Source organism: Streptomyces sp. NPDC002306, from assembly GCF_053593435.1.
In genome coordinates, this window is sequence record NZ_JBSFCK010000025.1 from 47,948 (window position 1) to 73,646 (window position 25,699).

At 70.8% G+C, this 25,699-nt stretch carries 22 protein-coding genes and 1 pseudogene; 10 read left to right on the forward strand and 13 right to left on the reverse strand.

Annotated elements, in window-relative coordinates:
* Positions 1 to 385 precede the first annotated feature (385 nt).
* Positions 386 to 2,839, reverse strand: coding sequence for a SpoIIE family protein phosphatase (locus ACWCQK_RS32035; RefSeq protein WP_451160970.1), 2,454 nt, complete (start codon positions 2,837 to 2,839; stop codon positions 386 to 388).
* A gap of 334 nt (positions 2,840 to 3,173) precedes the next feature.
* Between ACWCQK_RS32035 and ACWCQK_RS32040 the strand changes: the two genes are divergently transcribed.
* The gene (locus ACWCQK_RS32040) at positions 3,174 to 3,359 is read left to right on the forward strand and encodes a hypothetical protein (RefSeq protein WP_451160972.1); all 186 of its coding nucleotides are present in this window, start codon (positions 3,174 to 3,176) and stop codon (positions 3,357 to 3,359) included.
* Positions 3,360 to 3,440: 81 nt separating this feature from the next.
* On the opposite strand, the gene ACWCQK_RS32045 is transcribed toward ACWCQK_RS32040, so the two are convergent.
* Entirely contained in the window at positions 3,441 to 3,944 is a 504-nt protein-coding gene (locus ACWCQK_RS32045; RefSeq protein WP_451160973.1) for a hypothetical protein, read from the reverse strand.
* A 101-nt stretch (positions 3,945 to 4,045) separates the two neighbouring features.
* On the opposite strand from ACWCQK_RS32045, the gene ACWCQK_RS32050 reads away from it, so the two are divergent.
* Together ACWCQK_RS32050 and ACWCQK_RS32055 are read left to right on the forward strand one after the other, a co-directional pair.
* On the forward strand, positions 4,046 to 4,228 hold the full coding sequence (locus tag ACWCQK_RS32050) for a hypothetical protein (RefSeq protein WP_451160974.1): 183 nt from the start codon (positions 4,046 to 4,048) through the stop codon (positions 4,226 to 4,228).
* Positions 4,229 to 4,447: 219 nt separating this feature from the next.
* Positions 4,448 to 4,996, forward strand: a complete 549-nt coding sequence (locus ACWCQK_RS32055) for a DUF1062 domain-containing protein (RefSeq protein WP_451160975.1) — start codon at positions 4,448 to 4,450, stop codon at positions 4,994 to 4,996.
* 80 nt (positions 4,997 to 5,076) lie between these two features.
* On the opposite strand, the gene ACWCQK_RS32060 is transcribed toward ACWCQK_RS32055, so the two are convergent.
* The 4 genes from ACWCQK_RS32060 to ACWCQK_RS32075 form a co-directional block, all read right to left on the reverse strand.
* The gene (locus tag ACWCQK_RS32060) at positions 5,077 to 6,747 is read right to left on the reverse strand and encodes a hypothetical protein (protein ID WP_451160977.1); all 1,671 of its coding nucleotides are present in this window, start codon (positions 6,745 to 6,747) and stop codon (positions 5,077 to 5,079) included.
* Positions 6,737 to 8,425: a hypothetical protein gene (locus tag ACWCQK_RS32065; RefSeq protein WP_451160978.1), complete on the reverse strand. Its 1,689-nt coding sequence runs from the start codon at positions 8,423 to 8,425 to the stop codon at positions 6,737 to 6,739. The genes ACWCQK_RS32060 and ACWCQK_RS32065 overlap by 11 nt, the downstream gene beginning before the upstream one ends.
* 238 nt (positions 8,426 to 8,663) lie before the next feature.
* On the reverse strand, positions 8,664 to 10,262 hold the full coding sequence (locus tag ACWCQK_RS32070; protein ID WP_451160980.1) for a glycerol-3-phosphate dehydrogenase/oxidase: 1,599 nt from the start codon (positions 10,260 to 10,262) through the stop codon (positions 8,664 to 8,666).
* Positions 10,259 to 10,858 carry a TetR/AcrR family transcriptional regulator gene (locus ACWCQK_RS32075; protein ID WP_451160982.1) on the reverse strand — a complete coding sequence of 200 codons (600 nt, stop codon included), beginning with the start codon at positions 10,856 to 10,858 and terminating at the stop codon, positions 10,259 to 10,261. Before ACWCQK_RS32075 ends, ACWCQK_RS32070 begins: the two co-directional genes overlap by 4 nt.
* Before the next feature lie 76 nt (positions 10,859 to 10,934).
* Between ACWCQK_RS32075 and ACWCQK_RS32080 the strand changes: the two genes are divergently transcribed.
* The 4 genes and pseudogenes from ACWCQK_RS32080 (at position 10,935) to ACWCQK_RS32095 (ending at position 15,795) form a co-directional block, all read left to right on the forward strand.
* Positions 10,935 to 12,527, forward strand: a complete 1,593-nt coding sequence (locus ACWCQK_RS32080) for an FAD-binding oxidoreductase (RefSeq protein ID WP_451160984.1) — start codon at positions 10,935 to 10,937, stop codon at positions 12,525 to 12,527.
* 129 nt (positions 12,528 to 12,656) lie between these two features.
* Complete coding sequence (locus ACWCQK_RS32085) at positions 12,657 to 13,538, forward strand: diacylglycerol/lipid kinase family protein (protein WP_451160986.1); 882 nt, start codon at positions 12,657 to 12,659, stop codon at positions 13,536 to 13,538.
* Between the two features lie 169 nt (positions 13,539 to 13,707).
* A pseudogene (locus ACWCQK_RS32090) lies at positions 13,708 to 14,154 on the forward strand (MmyB family transcriptional regulator); the annotation flags it as partial.
* 318 nt (positions 14,155 to 14,472) lie between these two features.
* Positions 14,473 to 15,795 (forward strand): epoxide hydrolase family protein, encoded by a 1,323-nt coding sequence (locus tag ACWCQK_RS32095; RefSeq protein ID WP_451160988.1) that lies wholly within the window; start codon positions 14,473 to 14,475, stop codon positions 15,793 to 15,795.
* Positions 15,796 to 15,869: 74 nt separating this feature from the next.
* Here ACWCQK_RS32095 and ACWCQK_RS32100 read toward each other — a convergent pair whose 3' ends face one another.
* The 7 genes from ACWCQK_RS32100 to ACWCQK_RS32130 form a co-directional block, all read right to left on the reverse strand.
* Positions 15,870 to 16,349: a MarR family winged helix-turn-helix transcriptional regulator gene (locus ACWCQK_RS32100; RefSeq protein ID WP_451160990.1), complete on the reverse strand. Its 480-nt coding sequence runs from the start codon at positions 16,347 to 16,349 to the stop codon at positions 15,870 to 15,872.
* A gap of 143 nt (positions 16,350 to 16,492) precedes the next feature.
* Positions 16,493 to 17,386, reverse strand: a complete 894-nt coding sequence (locus tag ACWCQK_RS32105; RefSeq protein WP_451160992.1) for a 3-hydroxyacyl-CoA dehydrogenase — start codon at positions 17,384 to 17,386, stop codon at positions 16,493 to 16,495.
* Positions 17,383 to 18,366 (reverse strand): 3-hydroxyacyl-CoA dehydrogenase NAD-binding domain-containing protein, encoded by a 984-nt coding sequence (locus ACWCQK_RS32110; RefSeq protein WP_451160994.1) that lies wholly within the window; start codon positions 18,364 to 18,366, stop codon positions 17,383 to 17,385. The genes ACWCQK_RS32105 and ACWCQK_RS32110 overlap by 4 nt, the downstream gene beginning before the upstream one ends.
* Before the next feature lie 5 nt (positions 18,367 to 18,371).
* Positions 18,372 to 18,533, reverse strand: coding sequence for a hypothetical protein (locus ACWCQK_RS32115; RefSeq protein ID WP_451160996.1), 162 nt, complete (start codon positions 18,531 to 18,533; stop codon positions 18,372 to 18,374).
* Complete coding sequence (locus tag ACWCQK_RS32120) at positions 18,508 to 19,287, reverse strand: crotonase/enoyl-CoA hydratase family protein (protein ID WP_451160998.1); 780 nt, start codon at positions 19,285 to 19,287, stop codon at positions 18,508 to 18,510. Before ACWCQK_RS32120 ends, ACWCQK_RS32115 begins: the two co-directional genes overlap by 26 nt.
* On the reverse strand, positions 19,284 to 20,513 hold the full coding sequence (locus ACWCQK_RS32125) for a CaiB/BaiF CoA transferase family protein (RefSeq protein WP_451161000.1): 1,230 nt from the start codon (positions 20,511 to 20,513) through the stop codon (positions 19,284 to 19,286). The genes ACWCQK_RS32120 and ACWCQK_RS32125 overlap by 4 nt, the downstream gene beginning before the upstream one ends.
* Before the next feature lie 5 nt (positions 20,514 to 20,518).
* Positions 20,519 to 21,745: an acyl-CoA dehydrogenase family protein gene (locus ACWCQK_RS32130; RefSeq protein ID WP_451161001.1), complete on the reverse strand. Its 1,227-nt coding sequence runs from the start codon at positions 21,743 to 21,745 to the stop codon at positions 20,519 to 20,521.
* Positions 21,746 to 22,206: 461 nt separating this feature from the next.
* Here ACWCQK_RS32130 and ACWCQK_RS32135 point away from each other — a divergent pair, with 461 nt between their 5' ends.
* The 3 genes from ACWCQK_RS32135 (at position 22,207) to ACWCQK_RS32145 (ending at position 25,636) form a co-directional block, all read left to right on the forward strand.
* On the forward strand, positions 22,207 to 24,702 hold the full coding sequence (locus ACWCQK_RS32135) for a M48 family metalloprotease (protein WP_451161003.1): 2,496 nt from the start codon (positions 22,207 to 22,209) through the stop codon (positions 24,700 to 24,702).
* 110 nt (positions 24,703 to 24,812) lie between these two features.
* Entirely contained in the window at positions 24,813 to 24,962 is a 150-nt protein-coding gene (locus ACWCQK_RS32140) for a hypothetical protein (protein WP_451161005.1), read from the forward strand.
* Positions 24,962 to 25,636 carry an RNA polymerase sigma factor gene (locus ACWCQK_RS32145; RefSeq protein ID WP_451161007.1) on the forward strand — a complete coding sequence of 225 codons (675 nt, stop codon included), beginning with the start codon at positions 24,962 to 24,964 and terminating at the stop codon, positions 25,634 to 25,636. The genes ACWCQK_RS32140 and ACWCQK_RS32145 overlap by 1 nt, the downstream gene beginning before the upstream one ends.
* Positions 25,637 to 25,699 lie beyond the last annotated feature (63 nt).

The window sequence follows — 25,699 nt, forward strand, 5'->3', positions numbered from 1 at the left end:
CCATCTGGATCCGGGCCCTACGTGTGTCGCGGCCGCGGCCAGCGGTTCCGGGCCGGGGGAGGCCGAGGAATCCGCATGCCGATCTTCATGGGCGCGTCAGCGCTACCGGCATGCACAGAGACCCATGCCATCAGTTTCGGCCGCGATCTATCCCGGTGGCTGGTTTGTGATGCATGGTGTGCGTACGGGATCTCCCCGCCCCCCGGACGGAGATCTCGCTGCTGGGCCCTGCCCGCACGCTGCGAACGGGCAGGGCCCGCCGCGCCTCCCGGCTCCCCACGGGAGGCATGCGGCTGTCCGGAGCCAGTCGCCGAGGGGGCCTCTCCGCCGGCCTTCGAGGCCCCGGAAGGGCGACACGAGAAGCGTGCTGCCGGGGTGGGCCGTCTCACGCGGCGGCGGGGAGGTCTTGTTCGGCCCAGACGACCTTGCCGACCGACCCCGCGCGTGTACCCCATCGGCGGGACATCTGGGCGACCAGGGAGAGGCCGCGGCCGTTCTCGTCGACGGTGCGTGCGCGGCGCGGTCGCGGGGCGCAGGCGTCGGTGTCGGACACCTCGCAGGTCAGGACCTGGTGTCGCTTCAGCCGCAGGCTGATGGGGCCGGTGCCGTGGCGGACGGCGTTGGTGACCAGTTCGCTGACGATCAGTTTGGTGGAGTCCTCGAGTCGGTCAAGGCCCCATTCGTTCAGCTGCACGGCCGCCAGGTTCCGGGCATGACGGACGGTGGTTTCATCGCTGGGCAGTGTCCAGGAGGCGATCTGACCGGCGCCGAGAGAGCGGGTACGCACCAGGAGCAGGGTGACGTCGTCGCAGGTCCCAAGACCTGACAGCGGCTGTATGGCACGGTCGCAGAGGTCTTCCAGGGAACGCCCGGGTTCGTCGAGGGAGGCCGCCAGGCGGTGCATTCCCTCGTCGATGTCGTGGTCGCGGGTCTCGATGAGGCCGTCGGTGTAGAAGGCGAGGAGGCTTCCCTCGGGCAGTTCGAATTCCACGGACTCGAAGGTCTCACCCAGTCCGATGCCCAGCGGGGTTCCGGTGGGCAGGTCGGGGAAGGTGACCCGGCCCTGGGGGTCGACGATGGCGGGCGGCGGGTGCCCGGCCCGGGCCATCGTGCACCGGCGGGTGGCTGGGTCGTAGACGGCGTACACGCAGGTGGCGCCGACCACCGCGGGGCCCTCCGGGGTGTCGGCGTGCTCCTCGCCCAGGCGCTGGACCGTGTCGTCGAGGCGGCCCAGCAGCTCGTCGGGGGGAAGATCCATGTCGGCGAGCGTGTGCACGGCGGTGCGGAGTCGGCCCATGGTCGCGGCGGCGTGCAGGCCGTGGCCGACGACGTCGCCGACGACGAGGGCCACCCGGGCGCCGGACAGCGGGATCACGTCGAACCAGTCGCCGCCGACACCGTGGTCCATGTCGGCGGGCAGGTAGCGTGCGGCAGCGTCGACCGCCGTGCCGCCCGTCAGGCGGGGCGGAAGCAGGTTGCGCTGGAGCGCGAGCGCCGCGGTGTGCTCGCGGGCGTACTGGCGGGCGTTGTCCAATGACTGCGCGGCGCGGCTGACGAGCTCTTCGGCCAGGAGCAGATCGCTCTCCTGGAACGGCATGGGATCCTCGGTGCGGATGAACAGCGCCATGCCCAGCAGGGCGCGCCGGGTCCGGATGGGTACGATCATGAGCGAGTGGGCGCCCTGCCTGCGGATCCTCTCCGCCAGCTCAGGGGCCTGCTCGAACCACGTCCCCGGAGACGTGTCCAGGACCGGTTCCAGGTGGGACCTGCCGGTGCGCAGGACATCGACGACGGGCGCACTGTCCGGCACGTCGACCGGCTCACCGCGTACCCAGGGGGATTCCGGGATCCCTTGGTGGATCGAGGCCAGACCGGCCCGCCGGAACACGGGGCGGTGCTCGCCCACCGGACCCGAGCGGACCGGGGTCCCCTCGCCGAACGAGACCGACTGCTCCAGGTCCACGGCGACGTAGTCGGCGAGCAGGGGCACGGCGACGTCGGCGAGTTCCTGGCTCGCCTGCATCACGTCCAGGGTGCTGCCAAGTCGGGTACTGGCCTCGCCGAGGGCGGCGAGACGTTCGAGCATCCGCCGGCTCTCCGTGACGTCGACGCTGATGACGCACACTCCCAGCGCCTCGCCGTCGGCGCCCAGGAGGCAGTGGCACGAGGCGGCGAACGGGTGCTCCCGGCCCAGGCTGGTCGGCAGCCACGTCCGGTACTCGTGGACCTTGGTGGTACCGCTCCGCAGCACCTGCCGCATCATCGCCTCGAGCACTTCGGCCTTGGCGCCGGACAGCGCGTCGGTCAGTCGACTTCCGAGCCGACGTCCCAGGGAAACGCCGTCGTGGCTCTCCATCACGTCGTTCGCGAACGTGCACCGCAGCTGCCGGTCGCGAATGGCGACGGCGATCGGTGCGCGGGCGAGTTGCGAGCCCCGTACCGATCCGCCCGTCGCGTCCACGGACACCGCGACGGCATCGGTGACGGACGCGAGCCACCGTATGGTTCCGTCCTGCCCGCGCAGCATCGTGAACCGCAGGCCGACGTTGAGCACATGTCCGTCCCGGTGGCGCAGGGCCGAGGCGCCCGACCAGCCGTATTGGGCACGGCACCGCTCTACGAACGCCGACGTCGACTCCGCGTCCTCGAAACACGGCACCACGAGTGCGGCGGACCGGCCCACCACGTCCCCGGCGGCATGCCCGACGAACTGTTCAGCGGTCTGTGTCCATGCGACTACCGTCCCCTGCTCGTCGAGCAGCGCGATCGCCACATCAGGCATGTCGGATGTGTTCAACTGCTTACCGAGGGTCACTGCGGCGGGAAGGGTCATGGTCATCGGGCACTGTCCTCGGCTGGCTGCGGACGGATGGCGATATGTGGCAAGAAGGGCGATTTGCACCTCTTGGATGAGTGACCGGACAGACCGCCGTTCTGTGACAGCCGCAGCTGTGACGGCCGCGATCGCCGACATGCGGACAGCTCACTGTCGGACCGCGCGGGGACGGGAGACGAGAACGGCCGGTTCGCGCCGTAGCGCTCGGATGACCCTCCGCGGTCGTCTCGGCCGGACCGTACGATCGACGTTCGGTCGGAGGCCGCGAGGTCGGGCGTGCCGGGCGACGAAGTGGGGTACTGACCCAGCCCGACTCGCGCTGATGAAGGGGGAACGGGTGGAGAACGAGCGGCGCCGCCCTGATTCGGCGGACCTCGTGGTGGCCGGATGCGGATGGCTCTTGATCGTGACCGTCATCGCCCTGCCCGGGCTCGCCCTGAACGATGGTCCACTGACCGCATACCTGGTGGTCTTGGGCGGTCTGATCGGGTTCCTGTGGGCCCGCAGGAGGTTGCGCCACTGAGCGGCCCATCGCGGCTCCGACTGCGACTGTGGCTCCGGCTCCGTCGAGCAGCAGAACCCCCGCCGGCGCGAGCGATCCGCCTCACACACCCGACGCGTCAGGCGCTGCGCCTCCGGCCAATGGTGGGGGTGTACGGGATCCGGCGGTGTCGGGCAGGGGCGGCCGGCTGACGGGCACCTGCGCGAGCCGGTCCTGCCGGGGGTCGACGTGCAACCGGGCCGCGTTGATGAAGTTCAGCCTGGCCCCCTCCATATGGTCCCGGGCCTCTTTCCAGGCGGTTTCGCTGGTGGCCGTCTGCTGGATGAACTGGTCGCTGTGGGCCCAGAAGACTTCGTCCATGCTCGCCGCGGCGGCTACGACGGCCGGGCTGCCGACCAGCCACACCGTTCCGAGAGCGACGTTCCAAGGCACCCAGTCCACAGGATCGCCGTGACGCCAGGCCCGGCGCAGGGCCAGTTGGATGCGAGTGGACTCGGCCACGACGGCCGAGCACGCCTCGATCTGTTTGTCGCGCGACCAGTGCGTGCGATCGGCCCGGCTGGTGAGCAGCGAGCCGGCAAGCACTCCGATCAAGGTGGCCGCCACACCTCCGACCGTGGTCACGGTCGTCGCCCAGTCCACAGACATCCGGCCCCCTCGCGGCTGTCATGGTGAAAGGGGGTTCTGCCCGGATGCGCCCTGTGGGTATGCGTGCGGCGCTGGGCAAGAGGGCTGATCCGGCCACGACACTCCCCTCCCGCACCGACCTGAGCGCCGACGAGCCGTCCACACGATGTGCCGCGCGGGCCTACGTCCTCCACGGCAGTGTCATCGTCGCGGTCGCCGTCGCCGTCGCGGCCGCGGCCATCCAGCACCTGCTTCGTCCGTGATGCGCCGGTCAGCACGCGGCAGTGGCGCGGTGAGGCGCTCGTAATTCAGTGGAACGGCGCCGCTGTGCGCCGTTACCGTGCTGCCCGGCCAAGTCGTCTGGGCAAGGACGTGCCGTTGTACACCGTGTGAGACATCCCGAGCGCTGAATCGTCGCGCGTCGCGCATCCGCGCCGCGCTCCTTTTTGCTGCGGACTTCTCACTGGAATCGGTGTATTTCTGTGCTCGAAAACTGGGTGGTCATGCCCACCTGCCTGCCGCTCGTTCTCCGCCGTTGCCACACGTGCGCGTCCGCGCGCTTCCGGGCAAGCGGTAAGTTCCGCGTCAACGCGCACCACAAGCTCATCGACGCCTGGCTCCTCGTGCTCTGCACCGGGTGCGGGGAAACGGCGAAGCTCACGGTCCTGGAGCGGATGAATGTGCGTTCCGTACGGCCTGAGATGCTGGACCTGCTGCATGACAACGACCTCGGCCTGACAGCCGAGTTGCTCCAGGATCCGGTCCTGCGGCGCCGTAATCACGTCGCCCTCGACTGGGACGACGCCTGGCGCCTCGACACCGGCGGGTCGGATCACCTGGACCGAGAGGTGATCGAGGTCTCGGTCCGCTTCGCGGCGCGGATCCCGGTCCGGCCGGTGCGGCTGATCGCCGAAGGCTGCGGTCTTTCGCGGGCGGAGGTCGAAAGACTGATCACGGAGGGGAATCTCGTGTCGACGATCCGGCTGAGCGGCAAGGTCTCCGGCGACTTCACCTTCACGCTCAAGCGCTGAGCCGTCGCGGGACCAGGGCCTGTCCGGCAGAATCCCGCCGAACAGGCCCTGGCCCCCGCCCCCTTGTGCGCGGGTGCGTGTCAGCGCACGTCGACGTAGACGGCGGTGCCGCCGCTGTCGAAGTGTGTGGCGTCACCGAAGTACTGGATCAGCCACTTGCCGTCGCTGGTGGGCTTGCCCTTGAGGGTGGCCTTGCCCGTCGAGCTCGTGGTGCCCGAGCCCATGTACGTCCACTTCGTCGAGCCCTTCTTCTGGAAGTACAGCTCGACGTGCCGGCCCTTGTACGGCCGCCACGTGCGGTTGACGTACTCCTGAAGGGTGCCGGTGAACGTGACGCTGGTCGACTTCTTGACCTTCGTGGAGGACGCCTTGATCGCGTACACCCGGGTGTCGACGCGGCTCAGCCGGACCGGGGCGGAGGTGCTTTCCGCCAGCCCGTCGCTGGTGAGGTGGTGAACCCGGTAGTAGCCGTCGACGTAACCCCACGCGGACAGCGTGAAGTCACCGTAGTAGCCGACCTTGGCGGTGGCCAGGGTCTTCCAGCCGGTGCGGCCGTCGGCCGAGTACTCCAGGCGCACGGACTCCGCGCCGATCGAGTCGTCGCGGTAGGCGCGCTGCAGCCGGCCGGTGAACTTGACCAGCCCATCGGCCGCGAGGGACGACTTCACCTTGCGGAGCGCGGACTCGTCGGGCACGACAAGGGAGCCCGTGGCCGGGGTCGCGGAGAGATACAGGTCGGCGGGGTTGACGGACCACCCGTCGACCCCGAGGCCCGCGGGCGGGTCGAGCACCGCCGAGAAGTGTCCGGCGGCGTCCGTGGTGACGGTCAGCGCCTGCGAATCGTTGCCGAAGTAGCGCAGGTTGATCCGCACCGGGATGTCCGCGAGGCCGGCCGCGTCGGCGCCGCCGCCGGTGCTCACGGTGCCGGTGACGGTGACCTTCTGGCCGGGCAGCACGCGGGTGCGGTCGGCCGTGGCCGTCACCGCCACGCGCGTCGAGGAGATGGACGGGCGGCCGAACGCGGCGGTGCTGCCGTGCACCTGGTCGCCGGCCTCCGTGAACCGGGCCGTGAAACTGGCCCAGTTGGCCATGTCAAGGTCTTCGGTGGTGAAGCGGCCCTCGGCGTCGGTGACGGCCGTGAAGGTGTCGTCCGGGCGCGGCTTGCCGCCGTCGTAGGCGCGGGTCACCTCGACCGTACGGCCCTCGATCGGGACGCGGTCGCCGGAGCCGGGCTCGATGCCGACCAGGAGGTCGGTGGCGGCGAGGCTCTTGCGGTCGTAGGTCGGCAGGCGCGTGAACGCCAGCCGGTTGTCGCCGTCCGTGTCGATCAGGACGGGCTTCAGGGTGAAGTCCAGCGTTCCCGCCGCGCTGCGGGTCGTGGTGTGGCCCTGGTCGTCGGTGGCACTGACGTCGATGGCGTAGGCCCCGAGGTGCGGCATCGTTCCGCCGTCCTCGACCAGCTTCAGCGCGGCGTCGGCGGGCACTGCCCAGGCCGAGCCGCTCCTGGTCAGCGCCGGCAGCTCGGCGACCACCGTGTCACCGGTCCGCACGCGGGCGGAGACGGAGGTCACGGCGGCGCCCGGGGCGTCCGTCCACGCGGTGACGGTGAACATCCCGCGGTTGTCCGCGGTGCGGGCCGCGCCGATGCCGACCGGCCCCGCGTCGTCGGCGAGGGCGGGCACCGTGCTGAGCACGGTCGCGACCACCGCCGTGGCGGCGGCCAGTGCGAGAGAGCTGCGCTTAGCGGGCATCGACGTACTCCGTCTTCGACTCGCTGTAGAAGTGCTTGGAGTCGGCCGCGAGGTAGACGGCCCACGTGGCGTCCTCGTAGGCCTTGGTCTTGAGGCTGAAGCGGCCCGAGGAGTCGGACTTGCCCTTGACGACCCAGTACCAGGTGCTCTCGCCCTTGAGCTTGATGACGAGCACGATCTGTCCGCCCTTGTAGCTCTTCCAGGTGCTGCCGGACTTGTACTGCAGCGTGCCCTTGGCGGTGAGCGGGGCGTTGCGGTTCGGCCGGTTGGGCGTCATGTCGAACGACACGATGCGGGTCTCGATCCGACTCCGGTTGAACGTCGCGGAGTTGACGGGGAGCAGGGTGTAACTCTCGCCGTGCGTCAGCCGGTAGTAGCCCGTGGGCCGACCGAGCGTGGTGATGGTGAACGGGCAGTAGCCCGAGGTGCCGCCCTGTGCCTTGGTCGAGGCGAGGTTCTGCCAGCCGTCCCGGCCGTTCTTCGAGTACTGCAACGTCACCGTCTGATCCGTGCAGATCCACTCCGGCTTCAGCCGGCCCGTGACGGTGAGGGTGCGGTAGGCGTCCAGACTGGCGCTGAGGTTGGTGATCTGACCCGCCCTCGGCACCGTGACGTCGTCCCGGTAGGGGTCGACGTAGTCCGCCAGATATTCGGAGGGGCGCACATAAGTGTAGTGACTGGTGGTGGAGTTGGGCTTCGCGTCGTACGAGAACGTTCCGTTCGCGTCGACGGTGCCGCTACCGATGACTCCGGTGACCGTGTGGTTCCAGGAGTCGGGCTCACGCGTGGTGGTCACGACCGGCGCCCCGTCGAAGGGCACCCAGCCGTTGGACGTGTACCGCTGCACGGTGCCCCTGACCTTGAAGGTCTTGCCGGCGTAGACGCGCTCCTTGTCGGCCTGGGCGCTGATCCGGTACCGCGTCTTCGCGACATCGAGATCCGGCAGGCCGTCGGCGGCATCCGGGTCGGTGTCGGCCTGGGGGTCGACGACGGTGGCGGTGCCGTTCTGGAACGTGCCGCCGGGGGTGACGGACAGCGCGAAGGCGCCGGACTCGTCGGTGACGACCGTCTGCGACGCGTCGGTCCAGGTACCGTCCCGCAGGGAGTCCCAGGCGATCCTCACCTGGGTGCCGGCCCGGGCCGGGCCGGTCGCGCCCGTCGCCGGGTCGAAGGTGGTGACGGAACCGCTGAGCGTCGCGTCGCGGTGGTCGAAGTCGGTGTACGCGCGGTCGAAGCCGGCCTTGGCCACACCGGTGTGCAGCCGGTAGCCGAACAGTCCGGCCGCGCCGTGTTCGGCGCCGCTCCAGTGCTGGACGGTGCCGCTGGGCAGCCGGTAGTCGACGTCGACCGGGTAGTCGCCGTAGTCGGCGCCCTCGGGCAGGCGCAGCGGCTCGTCCGTCGTCCAGCCGTGCTCCCAGCTGTACGACAGCTCGTCCGTCGAGGCGAGCACGGGAGCGTCCGGCTGGGCCGGGTCGCGGACGGTCACCTTCACCCACAGTGCCTGGCCGTCCGGCAGGGCCACGGACAGCGTGCCGTCGTCTCCGGTGGACAGACCGGTCACGGTCACCGGGACGGCGAGGGCGGGCGCCGCGGCCAGGGAGACAGCGGTGAGGCCGGTCGTGAGAAGGATGGCTGCGCTACGGAAAACGGCAGCCCGATGTGCGCGCGAGATGCGCATGCGGGACCCCCCACAGGTCAGAAGAGTGCGTCGGTCTCATCAAGACCGAATGCCGAAGGTTAACCCACCTGTGTGACACCTGTGACGCAGGGGCCTCGTGCGTCAACCGCGTCCGGTTCCGGCCTCCATGGGGCCGGCGGCGCTCCGCACGGCTCCGCTCCGGCCCGCGACGGTGGCGCTCCGGCCCACGACGGTGACGCGGCGCCCGCGTGTCGCTCCGCGCCACCCGCCGGGCGTTTCAGACAGGCTGCGCGGCGGCCGCGTCGAGGGCTTCGCGGGCCGCGGCCAGGGCCGCCGCCCGGTCCTGTGCCACGAGTCCGATGCGGGTACGGCGGTCCAGGAGATCGGCCTCGTCCAGGGCGCCTTCGTGCAGGGCGGCCCACAGCAGGGCTCCGCGTGTGACGGGGTTCCCCGGCACCACGGGCTCGTTCAGCTGGGGATCGCGGGTGCCCAGCGCGTGCACGGCGGGTGCCTCGGTGCCGTAGCGGCGGACGAGGTGCGCGGGTGCCGCGAGCGCGCCGAGGCGGTGCGGGGCGGCGGCCCCGACCAGGGGCAGGGACGCGGTGGTCGAGGCGCCCGCGCGCAGGCCGCGGGCCGCGACCGCCGCGTCGACGGCGTCCTGCGCCATGCGCCGGTAGGTGGTGAGTTTGCCTCCGACGACGGTGACGACCCCTTCGCCGGAGGTGAGGACGGCGTGCCGGCGCGAGATGTCGGAGGTGCGGGTGGTGTCCCCCGACCGGGTCGGCACGGTGTCCAGCAGCGGGCGCAGGCCCGCGAAGGCGCCGACGACGTCGTGGCGCCGCACCGGTACGTGCAGGGCGGACCCGAGGACGTCCAGCAGGAAGCCGATGTCCGACTCGGGCACCTCGGGTACGTCCGGTATGTCACCGTCGACGGGCTCGTCGGTCAGGCCGACGTACACGCGGCCGTCGTCCTGCGGGAGCACGAGGACGAATCGGTTGGTCTCCCCGGGGATCGGGATGTGCAGGCCCGCGGGCAGCGGTCCGAGCAGGTCGGCGCGCAGGACGAGATGGGTGCCGCGCGAGGGGCGGATGCGGATGCCGTCCACCAGGTCGCCCGCCCATACGCCGGATGCGTTGATGACCGCGCGGGCCCTGATCTCGCCGTGTTCTCCGGTGAGTTCGTCGCGGACGCGGGCGGTGGTCCCGCTGAGCTCCAGTGCCCTGACCCTGGTGAGGATCTTCGCGCCGTGGGCGGCGGCGCTGCGGGCGAGCGCGGTGACCAGGCGGGCGTCGTCGGTGACCCGGCCGTCCCAGGACAGCAGCCCGCCGCGCAGGCTGCCAGGGCGTACGCACGGGGTGAGGTGGTGGGCTTCGACGGCGGAGAGGCGGCGCGGCGCGGGCAGGGTGGCGCGGGAGGTGCGGGCCGCCAGGCGCAGGGCGTCCCCGGCCCGGAAGCCGGCCCAGGCCAAGGACGCCTGGCCGCGTGACACCGAGGGCGTCAGTGGCAGGACGAAGGGCTGGGCGCGCACCAGGTGAGGGGCGGTGCGTTCCATGAGGACACCGCGTTCGACGGCGCTCTCGTGGGCGACGTCGAGCTGCCCGGAGGCCAGGTAGCGCAGTCCGCCGTGGATGAGTTTGGAGCTCCAGCGCGAGGTGCCGAAGGCGAGGTCGTGGGCGTCGACGGCGACGACGCTGAGGCCGCGCGCGGCGGCGTCCAGCGCGACCCCGGAGCCGGTGGCGCCGAGCCCGACGACCAGGACGTCCACCACGTCGGCGTCGACGGTCTCGGTCAGTTCGCGGCTCCGGCGGGCGGCGGAGAGCGACGATCCGCCGGCGGGGGCGGTCGAACCGGACGGACTGCTGGTGGGGCTCATGGCGTCAGGGTCCTCTCCAGAAGGGTGCGCAGTTCGTCGAGGAAGGCGGAGCCGGTGAGTTCGGGGTCGTCCTCGTCGGTCATGGTCCGCAGCGACAGGGTGAAGGACTGCACCACGAGCAGGACCGCGCGCGCCTGCCGGCCGGTGTGTGTCCGCCGCACCGACCCGTCGGCGTGTCCCTCCGCCAGCGCTTCGGCGAGCAGGTCCAGCAGGGCTTCCTGGCTGGCTCCCCGGCGGTCCAGGACGTAGGTGAGCAGGAGTTCGGGGTCGACATCGATGATCTTGAGGAAGAGCGGGTGGGCCCGGAACGCCTCGACCCCGGCGACGAGGCCGTCCACGATCAGGCCGCGCGTGTCCAGGCCGGGCCGCCGCTGCGGCATGGCGCGGCTCGCCACGTCGATCCACTCGCGCGTCATGAGATCGCCGACCAGTGAGCGCACGTCGGGCCAGCGGCGGTAGAGCGTCATCCGCGAGACACCGGCGCGGCGGGCGACGTCGGTGAGGGTGGTGCGCCGCACGCCGAACGCCAGCACGCAGTCACGTGCCGCGTCGAGCACGGGATCGTTGTCCGAGTGGTTGTGACGAATAAGCGCCATGTGTAACAGTGTAACGCCCTGTGCGGCCGTGCGGGAGACGGCGCGTCGCCAACCGACCGATGAGGACGAAGCGTTCATGGACATGCTGTGGAGTGGCTGGGGCGACCCCGCCAAGGCGGCACCGCTGCCCGACTCGGTGACCGCGCTGCTGCGGGATCTGCTCGGCGTCAAGCCGCGGGACACCGGCACACACACCCTTGAGGAGATCTCCCTCCCCGAGCCCCCGCTGGACGCCGCCGCCCTGCGTGGGCTGGCGGAGGCCGTCGGCGACGAGGCCCATGTGCGCACCGACGCGGAGAGCCGGATCAGGCACACGCGCGGCAAGTCCACGCCCGACCTGTTGAAGATCCGTACCGGAGACGTCGTGGACGCCCCGGCGGCCGTCGTCCTGCCCGCCACCCACGACGAGGTCCTCGCCGTGCTGCGGGTGTGCGCCGAACACGGCCTCGCGGTCGTCCCGTTCGGCGGCGGTACGTCCGTGGTCGGCGGCCTCGCGCCCGAGCGCCGCGTCTTCGTCGCCCTGGACCTGCGCCGCATGGACGCCCTGCTCGACATCGACCCCGTCTCACGGACCGCCACCTTCCAGCCGGGTCTTCGCGCACCCGACGCGGAGGCGCTCCTGGCCGAGCACGGGTTCACCCTCGGGCACTTCCCCCAGTCCTACGAGTGGGCGACCATCGGCGGATTCGCGGCCGCCCGCTCCAGCGGACAGGCCTCCGCCGGATACGGCCGCTTCGACGAGATGGTCCTCGGCCTCACCGTCGCGACCCCCGCCGGCACCCTGGAGGCGGGACGCGCGCCGCGCTCGGCGGCCGGCCCCGATCTGCGGCAGCTGATCCTCGGCTCCGAGGGAGCCTTCGGTGTCATCACCGCCGTCACGGTGCGCGTCAGGCCACTGCCTCAGACCCGTGTCTACGAGGGGTGGCGCTTCGCCTCCTTCGAGGAGGGCGCCACCGCCCTGCGCCTGCTCGCCCAGGACGGCCCGCGTCCCACGGTGCTGCGCCTGTCCGACGAGACGGAGACGTTCGTCGGTCTCGCCCAGCCCGACGCCATCGGTTCGGCCGAGACGCCGGCGGACCCCGGATGCACGGCGATCGCCGGGTACGAGGGGACCGAGGAGGAGACGGCGAGCCGCCGCGAGCGGGCCGCCGCGGTGCTGCGCGCCGCCGGAGGCACCTTCCTGGGAGCGGAGCCCGGCGAGCGCTGGGCACACGGCCGCTACGCGGCACCGTACCTGCGGGACTCCCTGCTCGACGCGGGCGCCTTCGCCGAGACCCTGGAGACGGCGACCTTCTGGTCACGTGTCCCCGAGCTCTACACCGCCGTGCGCACCGCGCTGACCGACACGCTCTCGGAGGCCGGCACCCCGCCCCTGGTGATGTGCCACATCTCGCACGTGTACGAGAACGGCGCCTCGCTGTACTTCACCGTGGTCAGCGCGCAGGGCGAGGACCCCGTGGCCCACTGGGCACCGGCCAAGCAGGCGGCCAACGAGGCCGTCCTGAACGCGGGAGGTACGATCAGCCACCACCACGGAGTGGGCACCGACCACCGCGACTGGTACATGCGGGAGGCCGGACCTCTGGGCGTCGAGGCCCTGCGCGCCGTCAAGCAGCGGCTGGACCCCGACGGCCTGCTCAATCCCGGGGTGCTGCTGCCCGTGGACTGACGCCCCAGCGCAGACCCCCGGTCGCCGTCCGGCCGCCGGTCCGCAGTCCGGCGCCGGCCCCGCCCCGGCGCCGCCCCAGGCTCTCCCCCACCCCGCTCCGTCCCACCGTCACCGCCCGGAGGCACACCGATGCGACAGTTCACCGCCGTCGTCAATCCCACTGCGGGCGACTCAGCCGGAGCGGCGGCACTGCTCCAGGTCGCCCGACTGCTGCGGGAGGCCGGAGCGGGACTGGACACCGAGTACAGCCGCAGCCTCGTCCACGCCCAGGAGCTGGCACGCCGGGCCGGGGAGCAGGGCCGGGTCGTCCTCGCCGTCGGCGGCGACGGGATGGCCGGGAGCATAGGCGGCGCCCTGAGCGGTACGGACGCGGTGGTGGGCCTGGTGCCCGCGGGCCGCGGCAACGACTTCGCCCGGGCGCTGCAACTGCCCACCGACGCGGCCGGCCTGGCCCGTGTCCTGCTCGACGGCGAGCCGCGGCGCGTGGACACCATCGAGGTCGAGTCGGCGGTGCACCCGCGCACCGTCGTGCTGGGCAGCGTGTACGCGGGCGTCGACGCGCTCGCCAACCGGCATGCCAACCACGCGCGCCTGCTGCGTGGGGCCGCCTCGTACTACGCCGGCGGGCTGCGTGCCGTCGCGGGCTGGCGCCCGGCGACCTACCGGGTCACCGTCGACGGGGAGGAGCACCCGCACCGCGGCTACACCGTCGTGGCCGCCAACTCCGCCTACTACGGCTCCGGGCGCATCGTCGCCCCGGGCGCCCGGGTGGACGACGGCCTGCTGGACATCGTCATGATCCGGGAGGCCCCCCGCCGTCTGTTCTTCACGCTGATGAACGAGCTCAAGACCGGCGCCCATGTCGAACGGCCCGAGGTCGTCGTCCTGCGGGGCAGGGAGATCCACATCGAGGCGGACCGCCCGGTGCCCTACGGCGCCGACGGGGAGGTCGACGCCGTCCTGCCCGTCACCGTCCGGGTGCGTCCGGGCGACCTGGCCATGCTGTTCTGAGCGCCGCTCACTGTTCTGAGCGCCGCCCGCCGCACCCCCGCGAGCGCGCTGTCCGGTCGCGACCGGCGTCGTGCCGGGCGCGGGCCGGCCGACGCGTGCGGCGGCCGGTGCGGACCGGCCGCCAGAAGCGGTCCTGGACGCCGTGGTGAGGATCCTGATGGCGCTGCGCTGGAGGTCTCCCAGCCGCATCGTCTCGCCCGCTATCTTCCTTCACCCGACGGCCCGCACCCTCTTCCCGGACTGGGACCGTCAGATCACCGGTTGCGTGGCACGGCTGCGCACCGTCGCCGGTATCGCCCCCGACGCCCCCGACCTGACCCATCTGGTCGGCGAACTCCTGCTCAAGAGCCCTGACTTCGCCGGGCTGTGGGAGCGATACGAGGTCACCGGCCGAAAGCCCGCGCAGAAGACCTTCCACCACCCCCGCGTCGGCGACGTCACCCTCACCTCCCAGTCCATGCAGCTCGAAGGCACCCCCGGCCAGCGCATCGGCGTCTACACCGCCGAACCCGGGACCCCTGATCACGACGCGCTGCTGCTGCTCGACCTGACCGCAACCCGTCCCACGCCGCGACCGGTGGCCAGGGCCGAGGAGCAGCCACACGAGCGGCCCTGAACCGGGGAGACGACAAGCGGTCGGTCTCGTTGAACGCCGCCGCCGCTCCTTTTGGCCGGCCGGCACATTATCGGCGCCGAGGCGGAATCTGCACCGAGTTGCACGCTCACGGAGAGGAAGATAGCGTTACGGGCAGTAATATCGCTGTTGCGTCGCATGAGTGCGAAGGCACTCGGCGAACCCGAGCATAATTCCACCCGCCCGCGGGCCCGTAACCCCGAGCCCGCATTCGCATTTCACACGGCTCGGGCAGGAAACCAAGCGCGACATTACTTCTACCCGCGACTCGGGGATCCAGGAATGATTAGGGAGACCGTCATGCCCGAATTCCTCCGTTCGTACTCCCGCCGGAATTTCATCGCCACTTCGGCGACGGCTGCGACCGCAGCGGCGACGGGGGCTTTCGGCCTGCGCGCACGGGAATCCAGCAAGCCGGATTCAGCGGAGGAGAGACAAGGAATACGGCCCTTTCGCGTGAACATTCCGCAACAGGACCTGGACGATCTACGACGACGCATCAAGGCGACACGCTGGCCCGACCGCGAAACGGTGCGCGACCAGTCACAAGGTGTCCAGTTGGCCACCATGAAGGAACTCGCCGACTACTGGGGAACGAGTTACAACTGGCGGAACATCGAGGAGAAACTCAACTCCCTGCCGCAGTACATGACAGAGATCGACGGACTGGACATTCATTTCATTCATGTCCGCTCCCGCCACAAGAACGCCTTGCCGATCATCCTGACCCATGGTTGGCCCGGCTCCATCCTGGAATTCTTGAAGGTCATCGAGCCGCTCAGCAACCCCACGGCACACGGAGGCAGCGCCGAGGACGCTTTTCACCTGGTCATTCCGTCGATACCCGGCTACGGCTTCTCGGAGCGGCCGACGACGACCGGGTGGGGTCCCGACCGAATCGCCCGCGCCTGGGCCGTGCTGATGGAGCGCCTCGGATACAAGAACTACGTTTCCCAGGGCGGTGACTGGGGAGCCGTGATTTCCGACAAGATGGCCATCCAGAAGCCCGCGGGTCTGCTCGGCATCCACGTGAACTTCCCGGCCACCGTCCCGCCCGACATCGCGAAGAAGCTCGCCTGCGGCGATCCCGTGCCGTCCGGCCTCGGTCCGGAGGAGAGGGCCGCGTACACCAAGCTCGCCGCCTTCTACAAGACGGGATCCGGCTACTCCGCCATGATGGTCACCCGTCCCCAGACCGAGGGATACGGGCTGACCGACTCACCGGCCGGACTGGCCGCCTGGATGTACGACAAATTCGCGGCGTGGACGTACAGCGGCGGTCACCCCGAGCGGGTTCTCACCAGGGACGAGATGCTCAACGACATCACGCTCTACTGGGTGACGAACACCGCGGTCTCCTCGTCACGGCTCTACTGGGAGAACAACGCCAACAACTTCAACGCCGTTTCGGTGTCCATCCCGGCCGCCATCACGGTGTTCCCCGGCGAGATCTACCAGGCCCCGCGCAGCTGGGCGTCCCGCGCCTACCACGACCTCTTCTACTACCACCAGGTGCGCGACGGAGGCCACTTCGCGGCCTGGGAGGTCCCGGACATCTTCACCCGCGAGCTTCGCGCCGCGTTCATGTCACTGCGTAACTCGGCGAAGAGCGGGGGGAAGTAGCTTTCGGCACCCGCACGAGGAGCGTCGACGGGCCACGATGTCCGCCGGCGCGACTCGGTTGCGCCATCACGAACTCACTGGCCTTCGGAGACGTTTGTCGTCAGTCGCTCGAGGATGGACTTGACCTGGGCGGCCTCCAGAGCGGTGAGGCCCGCGACCTTCGCGATGGTGGCAGGCACGACACGAGCGCGCTCGCGCAGTTCCGCGCCCAGCTCGGTGAGGCTGATCTGCACCGAACGCTCGTCGCTCGCCTGGCGTTCGCGCCGGACCAGCCCATGGGTCTGCAGGCGCTTCAGCAACGGCGTCAGGGTGCCGTAGTCGAGCTGGAGGCGCTTGCCCAGTTCCTTGATCGGAAGCGCGCCGTGTTCCCACAGCACCAGCATCACCAGGTATTGGGGATAGGTGAGGTTGAACTCTTCCAGCAAGGGGCGGTAGCGACTGGTGAGGGCCCGCTGCGCCGCGTAGAGGGCGAAGCACATCTGATCGTCCAGGAGAAGGCTGGCCTCGCCGTCGGTCGCCGCCGGCTCCTCCTCGCCCGTCTCGTCCCTCTTCATCGCAACTCCTCTCCGCGTGCCGGCCCCCGCCCTGGACACTGTACCAAACTTACGCTGGCACCATTAGATCGTGCACAATTAATCTTGGACAGCATTGCACGACCGGCACGTGGATGGAGGCCGGGGAAGCGAGAGGCACGCCTTCAGGTCGGCAGCACGGTGTGGACGATGCCGGTGAGGTTTCCCTGCGCGACGAGGATCTCCTTCGCGTCGGCCCCGTCGAGACCGGCCGCGTAGACGCTGCCGCCGAGGTCGGTCACGTAGATGCGCTCGCCTTCCGGATCGAGCGCGAGACCGATGCCTTCCATCAGATGGTTCAAAAGGATCTCGGGCGTGCGCCTGCCGCCCGGCGGGTCCACCGGCGCGCGGTTCGCGGTGTTGCCCCGCGGCGGGTCGCCTCGGTCCGTCCAGTACAGCATGCGCTGCCCGGGGTCGAATTCCAGGTCGATGGGTTCCGGCAGGTCGTCGAAGAGCACCTCGACGTCGCCGCGTTCGCCGACGTCCTCCCCCGGAGGCAGGTCGAGACCGGCCCGCATGATCTTTCCGAGTCCCGCGTCACTGGGGCCCTTCTGCGTCCAGTAGAGGTGCCCGGCGGCCACGTCGACGGCGACCCCCACGCACCATGTCGTCTCGTCCCGCCTGTCCTGCTCACCCTGACCCGTCCGCACGAGGGTCTCCACGTTCGTACCGTCCAGGTCGCAGCGCATCACGCGCATCCCCTCACGGTCGCCCCAGTACAGCTTCCGCTGCGTGGCTTCCAGGTGGAGTTGCTTCGGCGTGTACGTGACGCCGCTCGGGACGACGGTCGTCCGGTGGCCGCCGTCCAGGTCGACGCGCTCGATGGATCCGTCGTTCTCCGAGGGAACGCCCATGTTCGTCCAGTAGATGTGTCCGGACTCGACATCCACGGCGATCCCGTCGGGGATCCGGCACCCGGTGACGATGACCGTCTTGTCCGAGCCGTCGGGGTTCACGGAGAACAGGCGGCCCCCGCCGCTGGCCTCCAGCGCGAACAGTCTCTCCTGGTGAGCCGTCACGGCGTCTCCCCCTCACGCTCGCCCGCCGCGCGCGGCGGTCCGGACGCGTCGTCCTGGGCGCGCACGGCCAGGAGCGCCGAGAGCATCGTGTCCCGCCAGGCGGCCAATTCGTCGATGGAGCGGCCGTCGGCCTCACTCAGGACGCCGGCCACGATCGTCTCCTTGAGTTCGGGCGTGAACTCGGGCGTGCCCAGGCCCTGCCAGGACTCCGCCATCCTCGGCATGAGGGTGTCCATGAAGTGCTCGATGCCCCCCGCCCCGCCGCCGAGGTGCCAGAGCAGATTCGGACCCATCACACCCCAGCGCAGCCCCGGCCCCCACGAGACGACGTCGTCGGAGTCGGCCACGTCGAGCACTCCCTCCTGGATCAGGTGGACGACCTCGCGGTACAGCGCGGCCTGGATCCGGTTGGCGACGTGCCCGGGAAGCTCCTTCTTGAGCAGAACGGGCTTCTTCCCGATCTCCTCGTAGAACGCCATGGTGTCCCTGATCGTCTCCGCGGACGTCCTGGTCCCGCCGACCACCTCGACGAGAGGGATGACATGCGGCGGGTTGAAGGGATGACCGATGACGGTCCGCTCCGGACGGCGGCATTCGGCCTGGATCTGGCTCATCGTGATGCCCGAGGAACTGGACGCGAGGATCGTGTCCGGTGGCGAGGCGTCGTCGATCTCCGCGAACAGCTTGAGCTTCAGTTCCGGGCGCTCAGGCGCGTTCTCCTGCACGAAATCGGCGTCGCCGACGGCCTGAGCCACATCGGACGTGAAGGTCAGGCGCTCGGGCGAGGCGCCCGGTACGAGGCCGATCGAGGCGGCCGTGTCCCAGGCGGCGGCCACGTACGAACGCAGCGCCGCCTCCGCGGTGGAAGCGGGGTCGGTGGCCGTGACGTCGAAGCCCCGGACAAGATAGTGCGTCGCCCAACTCGCACCGATGGTCCCGGTACCGACGATCGCCACACGGTGGACAGGCCTGCGCGTCATCATGATCACTGCTCCTGATCCTGGTCCTGCTTCTGCCCCTGCTCCTCGTCCTTGTCCTGCCCCTCGTCCTGGTCCTCGTCCCGGTCCTGGTCCTGGTCCTGGGAGTCGTCACGGCCGATGCGAGGGGCTGCCGGGGGCGGCTCAGCGGCCGTGCCAGACAGGCGCACGCTTCTCGGCGAACGCCAGAACGCCTTCCCTCGCGTCTTCACTGGTGGCGAGTCCGCTGGTGAGCTCGTCCTGGCGGGCGAACGCGTCGCTCAGGCTCAGGGTCTGCGTCGCGCGCAGGACATCCTTGACGGCTCCCAGTGCCAGCGGCGCGTTGCGTGCGACCCGCCCCGCCAGCTCCCGCGCGGCGTCCAGCGCCGTGCCGGGCGGGGCCAGTTCGTTGACCAGCCCGAACTGTTTTCCCTCCGCCGCGGTCAGCGGCTCCCCGGTGAGCAGTACGCGCGCGGCAACGTGCTGGGGAAGGCTGCGCGGCAGCCTGATCAGGCCGCCCTCGGCCGCCACGAGACCACGGGTGACCTCGGGGAGACCGAACCGGGCGTCCTCCGCGGCGACGATCAGATCGCAGGCGAGGACCATCTCGAAGCCGCCGCCGAGTGCCCAGCCCTCGACCGCGGCGATCAGCGGCTTGCGCACCTCGGCGCGGGTGAAACCGCCGAAGCCCCGGCCGGGCAGCACCGGCAGCTCACCCTTGGCGAACGCCTTCAGATCCATGCCGGCGCTGAACACCCCGCCCGCGCCCGTCAGTACGCCGACGGACAGCTCCGGGTCCGCGTCGAGGAGATCCATGGCCGCCGCGAGCTGGACCGCGACCGTGTGGTTGACGGCGTTCTTCTGCGCCGGCCGGTTGATCGTGATCGTCAGCACAGACCCGCGCCGCTCCTGGAGCACCAGGTCGGCTCCGGGCGCCGTACTCATGACGCCTCGCCGTCGGTCCGGTTCGGGATCACTCCCTGTGCGCGCAGTTCGGCGATCTCGTCGGGGCCGATGCCCAGCTCGGCGAGGATCTCGTCGTTGTGCTCGCCCAGGTCAGGGGCCCGCTTGGCCGGGACCTTCGCGATGCCCCGCAGGTTGACCGGGCTGTTGACGGTGTACTCCAGCCCGCTGACCCCTTCGATCGGCACGACGATGTCGTTCGCGCGCAACTGCGGATCCCTGGCGGCCTCTTCGGGCGTCTGGATCCGGCTGAAGGTGATGCGTTCGCGCTCCAGGGCGTCCTTCCAGTGGGCGAAGGGCTGCGAGCGGAACGTGGTGTCGAGCAGTTCCGTCAGCACGTCCGAGTGTGTGACGAAGCCCTCGACCGCCGCGAACCGCGGGTCCTCCAGCAGTTCGGGGCGCTCGATGGCCCGGACCAGTCCCTGCCAGTGCGGCGGCGAGGCGACCAGCATGAACCACTCGTCGTCGGCGGTCTGATAGGGGTTGATCAGCGGATTCGCCGGCGCCTTGCGGTCGTGCAGCTCGAACGGCGTGCCGTCGGCGAGCGCACCGGCCACCAGCGTCCCCGTCGCCCAGACACCCGCGGCCAGCAGCGATGTCCCGACGCTGGCCCCCTGGCCCGTCCGTTCTCGGTGATAGAGGGCGGTCACGATCGCGGCGTAGATCGCGATCGCGGACATGTAGTCACCACTCCCCCACACCGGGACCGTCGGCGGGGCTCCCGCGTCACGGGTCGAGGCCAGCAGCCCGCTGCGCGACCAGGCGGCGGTCAGGTCGAATCCCGGCTGCCGCGCGTCGGGGCCGGCGTCGCCGAAGCCGGTGATGTCCGCGTAGACGACCTTCGGGTTCCAGCCCGAGACCTCCTCGTAGCCGAGGTGCAGCTTCTCTCGGGTGCCGTGCGGGAAGTTGGTGATCACGACGTCGGCCCACTCGACGAGGCGTTTGAGGACCTTCGGGGCGTCGGGGGACTTGAGGTCGATCACCATGCCGCGCTTGTTCCGATTGGCCAGGTGCCAGCTGTAGTTGGCCTCCGCGTGGGGGCTCGGCGGCACGGAACTCAGCCGCCGCTGCGGGTCGCCCGCTCCCGGCGGCTCGATCTTGATGACGTCCGCTCCGAAGTCGGAGAGGATCGTCGCCGCGGCAGGCGCCGCGATGAAGGTCGACGCGTCGAGCACCTTCAGCCCGGTGAAGACGGATTCGGTGGTCATCGTCATCACTTCACGAAGGCGCTGAGGCCGCCGGTGACGGCTCGTCCGACGATGAGCGTCTGGATCTCCCGCGTGCCCTCGTACGAGTACAGCGCTTCGGAGTCGGCGACGAAACGGCCCACCTTGTAGTCCAGGACGATGCCGTTGCCGGCGAGGAGTTCACGCGCCCATCCGACGTTCTCCCGCATCCGCACGGTGCAGTACGCCTTCGCCAAAGCGGACTGCTCGTCGCGGAAGATCCCGGCGTCCTGCAACTGGGCCAGGCGCGTCACCATCCCGCACGAGGCCGTGGCATTGCCCAGCATCTTCACCAGGAGATCCTGTACGAGCTGGAAGCCGCCGATCGGACGCCCGAACTGCTCGCGGTCCTTCGAGTACTGCAACGCGATCTCGTAGGCGCCGAACATGACGCCCACCGCCTGCCACGCCACACCACTGCGCGTCTGGCGCAGGATGTTGGCGGTGTCCTTGAACGAGTTGGCGTTCTGCAGCCTGTTGGCCTCCGGGACGCGGCAGTCCTCCAGCACGATGTCGGCGTTCTGCACGATCCGCAGCGCCATCTTGTGCTCGATCTTCGTCGCGGTGAACCCTGGCGTGTCCTTCTCGACGACGAAGCCGAGGACGTGCTTGGTGTCGACGTCGCGTGCCCAGACCACCACCAGGTCGGCGAACGTCGCGTTGCCGATCCACCGCTTGGCGCCGTTCAGGATCCAGTGGTCGCCGTCGCGGCGCGCGGTCGTGCGCAGGCCGCCGGCCACGTCGGATCCGCCGTGCGGCTCGGTCAGCGCGAAGGCACCGATCTTCTCGAAGCGGCTCATCTCCGGCAGCCAGCGCCGCTTCTGCTCGTCGGAACCGCAGCCGAGGATCGTGCCCATGGCCAGCCCGGTGTGCACACCGGAGAAGGTCGCCATGGAGGCGTCGGCGTGGCCGAGTTCGAGGGCGATGAAGCCCGACAGGAGATTGCTCGGCTTGGGCTCCGTGGACTCCGGGTCGGCCCAGTCCACGAGACCGAGCGTTCCGAAGCCCTCGACGAGTTCGAAGGGGAACTCGGCCCGGGCCCAGTAGTCGTCGACGATCGGGTCGACCTTGGTCCGCAGGAACGTGCGAATGGTCTCGATCTGCTGCCGCTCCCGGTCCGGGAGCAGTTCTTCGTACGCGTAGAAGTCGGCGGGCAACAGCCCTTCGTCGAGGTACGGCCCGGAGGGCGTCGGCAGACCATTGGCGTCGCTCATGGCGATCTCCCTCAAGCACGGAGGAAATGGCTTGGTGGCATCGCCCATGAGTCCGCACCCGGGCGGCGGCTCGGCTCCCCGGCGATGGGGACACGAACCCGGAACCGCCTCCTCGGATCCCCATCCTCACAAGATGCCCTAATCACCATAAATCCGTGTAAAGCCTGTCGCAGTTCGGGAGAACCGCCCGGACAGCCCCGTGCCTGGTCGGCCCGTGGCCTTCGCCTCCCGGCGGCCGGGCACAGCGACCGCGCACACACGGTCGGCGACCGACCCCGGCCGGGGCGCACGGTCGGAGCCATATCGATGGCGGTCGACAACCCGACGATCCTTCCGGCCACGCTATCGGCGGCACTTCGCTGGGTTGCTTTCGCACCTGACCACATTGTTCCTTTCCGTACCTCGCGCCCGGTGGCCTTGCCAGAATCTTCGTCACTGCCGTCACGGGAGGGGGACCCGCCATGCGCAGAGGCACACGAGGTCGCGGAGGTCTGTGGCTGGCCGTACGCACGGGGACGGCGCTGGCCCTGCTCGGCTGTGTGTACGTGGTGCCCTGGGTGCTGGTGCTCGTCCTGGCCGCCGGTGCCGTACTGATCTCGACCGAGGGCGTCAACATCGCCACGGTGAAGCTCGCCGCGCTGGCACTCGCCCTGGCGGCGGGAACGCTCGCGGCGGTGACGCGTGGCGTCGTCGGCCGGAGACGACCGGTGCGGGGTGTCCTCGTCACCCCTGCCGAGGCTCCCCTCTTGTGGGACCACGTGGCCCGCGTGGCCGCCGCGGTGGGCTCGCGCCGGCCGCACGAGATCCGCGTGACGGCCGAAGCCAACGCGTACGTCGTGGAACAGCCGCGGGCGCTCGGGCTCATCCGCGGCAGACGCTCCCTGTGCGTCGGGGCGCCGCTGCTCACCGCCTTGCCGGTACCGAGCCTCACGGCCGTCCTGGCACACGAGTTGGCCCACTTCTCCCACCTGGACACACGGCTGGCGGTGATCACCTACGGTGGACGGGACCTGCTGGCCCGGGTCGTCGACTCCGTCCCGCCGGGAGCCCCCCACCGGCTGGTCCTCCAGGGCTGTCTCCACCTGTACGCGCTGGTCTCCTCCACGGTGCTGCAACGCCAGGAGTTGCTCGCCGACCGCTGCGCCGCGTGGATCACCGACCCCGGTACCGCGGCCGCCGCCATCGAGGCCGTGCACACGGCCGCGGCCGACTGGGAACGCTTCGTCGGCGACCACATCGACCCGGCGCGCACAGGACGCGCACCGGCCGGCATCCTCCCGGCTTTCGGCCGGTTCCTCGCGGCGGGCGGTTGCGGACCCGCCGCCGTGCCCTCCGCGCACCGACGCGCCGTATGGGACACGCACCCGCCGTTGGCCGACAGGATCGTGGCGCTCCTGTCCTTCACCCCGCCCGCCGACACCGCCGCACCCGACGTCCCGCGGCCGGCCGTCGACCGGTCCTGGGACCTGGTGCCGGGACTTGAGGACTCCGGCCTGCTGGACGCGGCGGTGTTCCCCGCACCGGACGTCGCGCGCGAGCCGTTCGACGCGCACGCGACCGCCGTCGCCGTCGGACGCCGCCAGGACAACGCGGACGCCCTCTACCGGGCCGCCGCCGAGATCCACGGCCGTCCGGAGGCCGGACTGCCCCACGTCTGGGAACTGTTGGCCGCCGGTGACGCGGACCGGCTCGCCGTACTGCTGCTGCGCGACCACATCCTCCCCGGACCCGGAGCCGGACCCGGACCGGCCGCCGCCGCGAACGGCGGCACGGACCGGCTGCGCCAGGCGCTCCAGGACGCTGTCGCACTGGCCGCGGTCGCCTCCGGCGCCGCGCGCTGGCGACCGGACCCGGTACGCGGTGCGTGCCCGGACATCGGCCTTCCGGACGTCTCCCCGGTCGTGGCGGAGGGCCGGGCGGATCCCCTCCTCGTACGGTCGGCGCGGGACCGGCTGCGGGCTCTGGGCGTCGACGAGCGACAGGGACGCCCCTCACCGGGTGCCGGCGCCGGGGCGGACGACGCGGCCGCACTGGTCGGCGCGCTCGCGGTCCGCCTCAACAACCAGCCGTACGACCTGCTGGTGCGCACCTCCGGCCTGCACTTCCTGCCGGCGAACCCGCACGACATGGCCTGGGACACGTTCGGCCACCGGCTCGCCGCCCGGCTGGAGAGCGCCGTGCACGGCCCCGCGGAGACCGGCCTGTTCATCCCGTTCCGCCAAGTCGCCGCCACCCGGCCCCTGCGGCCCGCCGAAGCGGGCACCGACCTGTTCCTCAAGGACGGCACCTGGCTGCGGATGGAGGAGTTCGGCTGGCGCAAACGCCGACGCCTACGCCGACGTCAGCACGGGCCCGATGCGGTGGACGCGCTGCACCGGGGGTCCGAGGCGCGAGCGGTGGTCGACGCCCTCTTCGAGCGGACCGCGTGCCGGCCGGGCCCGCCGGACCGGCCGCCCACCGGACGCCGGGCGGTCCGCGTCACCGCGACCTACCGCGAACTGGCGGCCATCGACCTCAACCGCGGGGGTGCACGGCGCAGCAGCGTCGCCGGCCTGGTCCTGTGGAATCTCCTGCCCGTGATCCCGGTCGCGGCGGTCACCGCCGGAGCGGAGGTGGACGAGATGATGCCGTTCCTGCCGTTCTTCCTGGGCTTCTTCGTGCTGACCGAACTGCTGCGGCGGGCCGCGGCTCGTCGCCTCGGGGCGCCTCCTCGTCCGGACGGACGCCGGACCGAGAAGCGGGCCGCGCGGCTGGCCGCCCATCCGGCCGGGCCCAGTCCTTCGCGCTGGGCGGTCCGGGGAATCCTCGCCGGCCCGTGCTGCGCGCCACTGGGTGTCTACTTCGCCGTCCGGGCCGTCATCGCGGCCCGCCGCAACGGGCAGCGTCCGACCGCCGGCGTGGTCGTCCTCGTCCTCCAGTGCGCGGCGCTCGCCATGGGGTTCGCCCTTCTGCCCTGAGCAGCCGCCGAGAAAATCGCCGCGGGCGGTAAACGAAACGGCGGCCGGACCCACATACGGGGTGTACGGCCGTCCGCGCGGACGGCTCCCGCAGAAAGGCCGAACGCCGAATGACCGGACACCTCTGGCTCGATCTGGCCGTCGCCATGGCACAGATCCTGCTGCTCCTCGCACAGACGTTCACACAGTGGCACGTCCTGCGCGCACAGGTCCGCCGCGACCGCTCGCCCCGCCCCACCGAGACGGAACAGGACAACTGATGACGACACCTACGCCCGACCACGACCCCGGCGAGTGGGCCGACCGGATCCAGGACCTCTACCGGGAGCATCGCGAGCACCTCCTGCGCTTCGCCGGGCGGCAGTTGGCGCGCCAAGGACACCCGCGGTCGGCCGCCGACGCGGAGGACGTCGTCCAACAGGCCTTCGTCGCCGCCCTGGTGACCTGGCCCACAATGACCGAGCGCCTGGGCAATCCGCTGGGGTGGCTCCACACGGTCGTGGCGCGGAAGTGCCAGGACCTGCCCGCTCATGTCCGGCGTTCCACGCCCGTCGACCACGCGGGACTGGAGCCCGCGTCGGGCGTACCGAGGTGGACGTCCACCTCGGCGGTGCCGGATCCCCAACGGGCCGCGGAGGCCGGTGCGGTGATGGGTGAGATCCTCCGACTGCCCGACGCCCAGCGTGACGCGGTGCTGCTCAGGATCGTCGCCGACTGGAACTACGCGAGCATCGCCACCGCCATGGACCTGGACCCCAGCACCGCACGGGTCCATGTGTTCCGGGGGCGCCGCACCGTCTCCGAGCGGCAGAACGGGGCCGGTCTCGGCGTCTTCGCCGAACTCAGCGCGTTTCCACGGGCCGCTCTCGTGTCCCTGATCCTGCTCGCCGTTCTGGTCGCCGGCGCGCTCGCCGTCCTGGTGGCGTGGTGGTGATCGCCCCCGGGACGGCACCTGCCGGTCCGGCGCTCCAAGGCGGCCCGTGGAAGCGCCCACCGG

What these genes read in the sequence shown, in the direction of transcription:
- ACWCQK_RS32050 (WP_451160974.1), top strand. Translation starts at nt 4,046, where the DNA reads ATGCGTGCGGCGCTGGGCAAGAGGGCTGATCCGGCCACGACACTCCCC.
- ACWCQK_RS32120 (WP_451160998.1), bottom strand. Translation starts at nt 19,287, where the DNA reads ATGAGTACGGCGCCCGGAGCCGACCTGGTGCTCCAGGAGCGGCGCGGG.
- ACWCQK_RS32060 (WP_451160977.1), bottom strand. Translation starts at nt 6,747, where the DNA reads ATGCCCGCTAAGCGCAGCTCTCTCGCACTGGCCGCCGCCACGGCGGTG.
- ACWCQK_RS32085 (WP_451160986.1), top strand. Translation starts at nt 12,657, where the DNA reads ATGCGACAGTTCACCGCCGTCGTCAATCCCACTGCGGGCGACTCAGCC.
- ACWCQK_RS32145 (WP_451161007.1), top strand. Translation starts at nt 24,962, where the DNA reads ATGACGACACCTACGCCCGACCACGACCCCGGCGAGTGGGCCGACCGG.
- ACWCQK_RS32035 (WP_451160970.1), bottom strand. Translation starts at nt 2,839, where the DNA reads ATGACCATGACCCTTCCCGCCGCAGTGACCCTCGGTAAGCAGTTGAAC.
- ACWCQK_RS32100 (WP_451160990.1), bottom strand. Translation starts at nt 16,349, where the DNA reads ATGAAGAGGGACGAGACGGGCGAGGAGGAGCCGGCGGCGACCGACGGC.
- ACWCQK_RS32140 (WP_451161005.1), top strand. Translation starts at nt 24,813, where the DNA reads ATGACCGGACACCTCTGGCTCGATCTGGCCGTCGCCATGGCACAGATC.
- ACWCQK_RS32065 (WP_451160978.1), bottom strand. Translation starts at nt 8,425, where the DNA reads ATGCGCATCTCGCGCGCACATCGGGCTGCCGTTTTCCGTAGCGCAGCC.
- ACWCQK_RS32125 (WP_451161000.1), bottom strand. Translation starts at nt 20,513, where the DNA reads ATGACCACCGAATCCGTCTTCACCGGGCTGAAGGTGCTCGACGCGTCG.
- ACWCQK_RS32110 (WP_451160994.1), bottom strand. Translation starts at nt 18,366, where the DNA reads ATGACGCGCAGGCCTGTCCACCGTGTGGCGATCGTCGGTACCGGGACC.
- ACWCQK_RS32075 (WP_451160982.1), bottom strand. Translation starts at nt 10,858, where the DNA reads ATGGCGCTTATTCGTCACAACCACTCGGACAACGATCCCGTGCTCGAC.
- ACWCQK_RS32135 (WP_451161003.1), top strand. Translation starts at nt 22,207, where the DNA reads ATGCGCAGAGGCACACGAGGTCGCGGAGGTCTGTGGCTGGCCGTACGC.
- ACWCQK_RS32080 (WP_451160984.1), top strand. Translation starts at nt 10,935, where the DNA reads ATGGACATGCTGTGGAGTGGCTGGGGCGACCCCGCCAAGGCGGCACCG.
- ACWCQK_RS32130 (WP_451161001.1), bottom strand. Translation starts at nt 21,745, where the DNA reads ATGAGCGACGCCAATGGTCTGCCGACGCCCTCCGGGCCGTACCTCGAC.
- ACWCQK_RS32070 (WP_451160980.1), bottom strand. Translation starts at nt 10,262, where the DNA reads ATGAGCCCCACCAGCAGTCCGTCCGGTTCGACCGCCCCCGCCGGCGGA.
- ACWCQK_RS32095 (WP_451160988.1), top strand. Translation starts at nt 14,473, where the DNA reads ATGCCCGAATTCCTCCGTTCGTACTCCCGCCGGAATTTCATCGCCACT.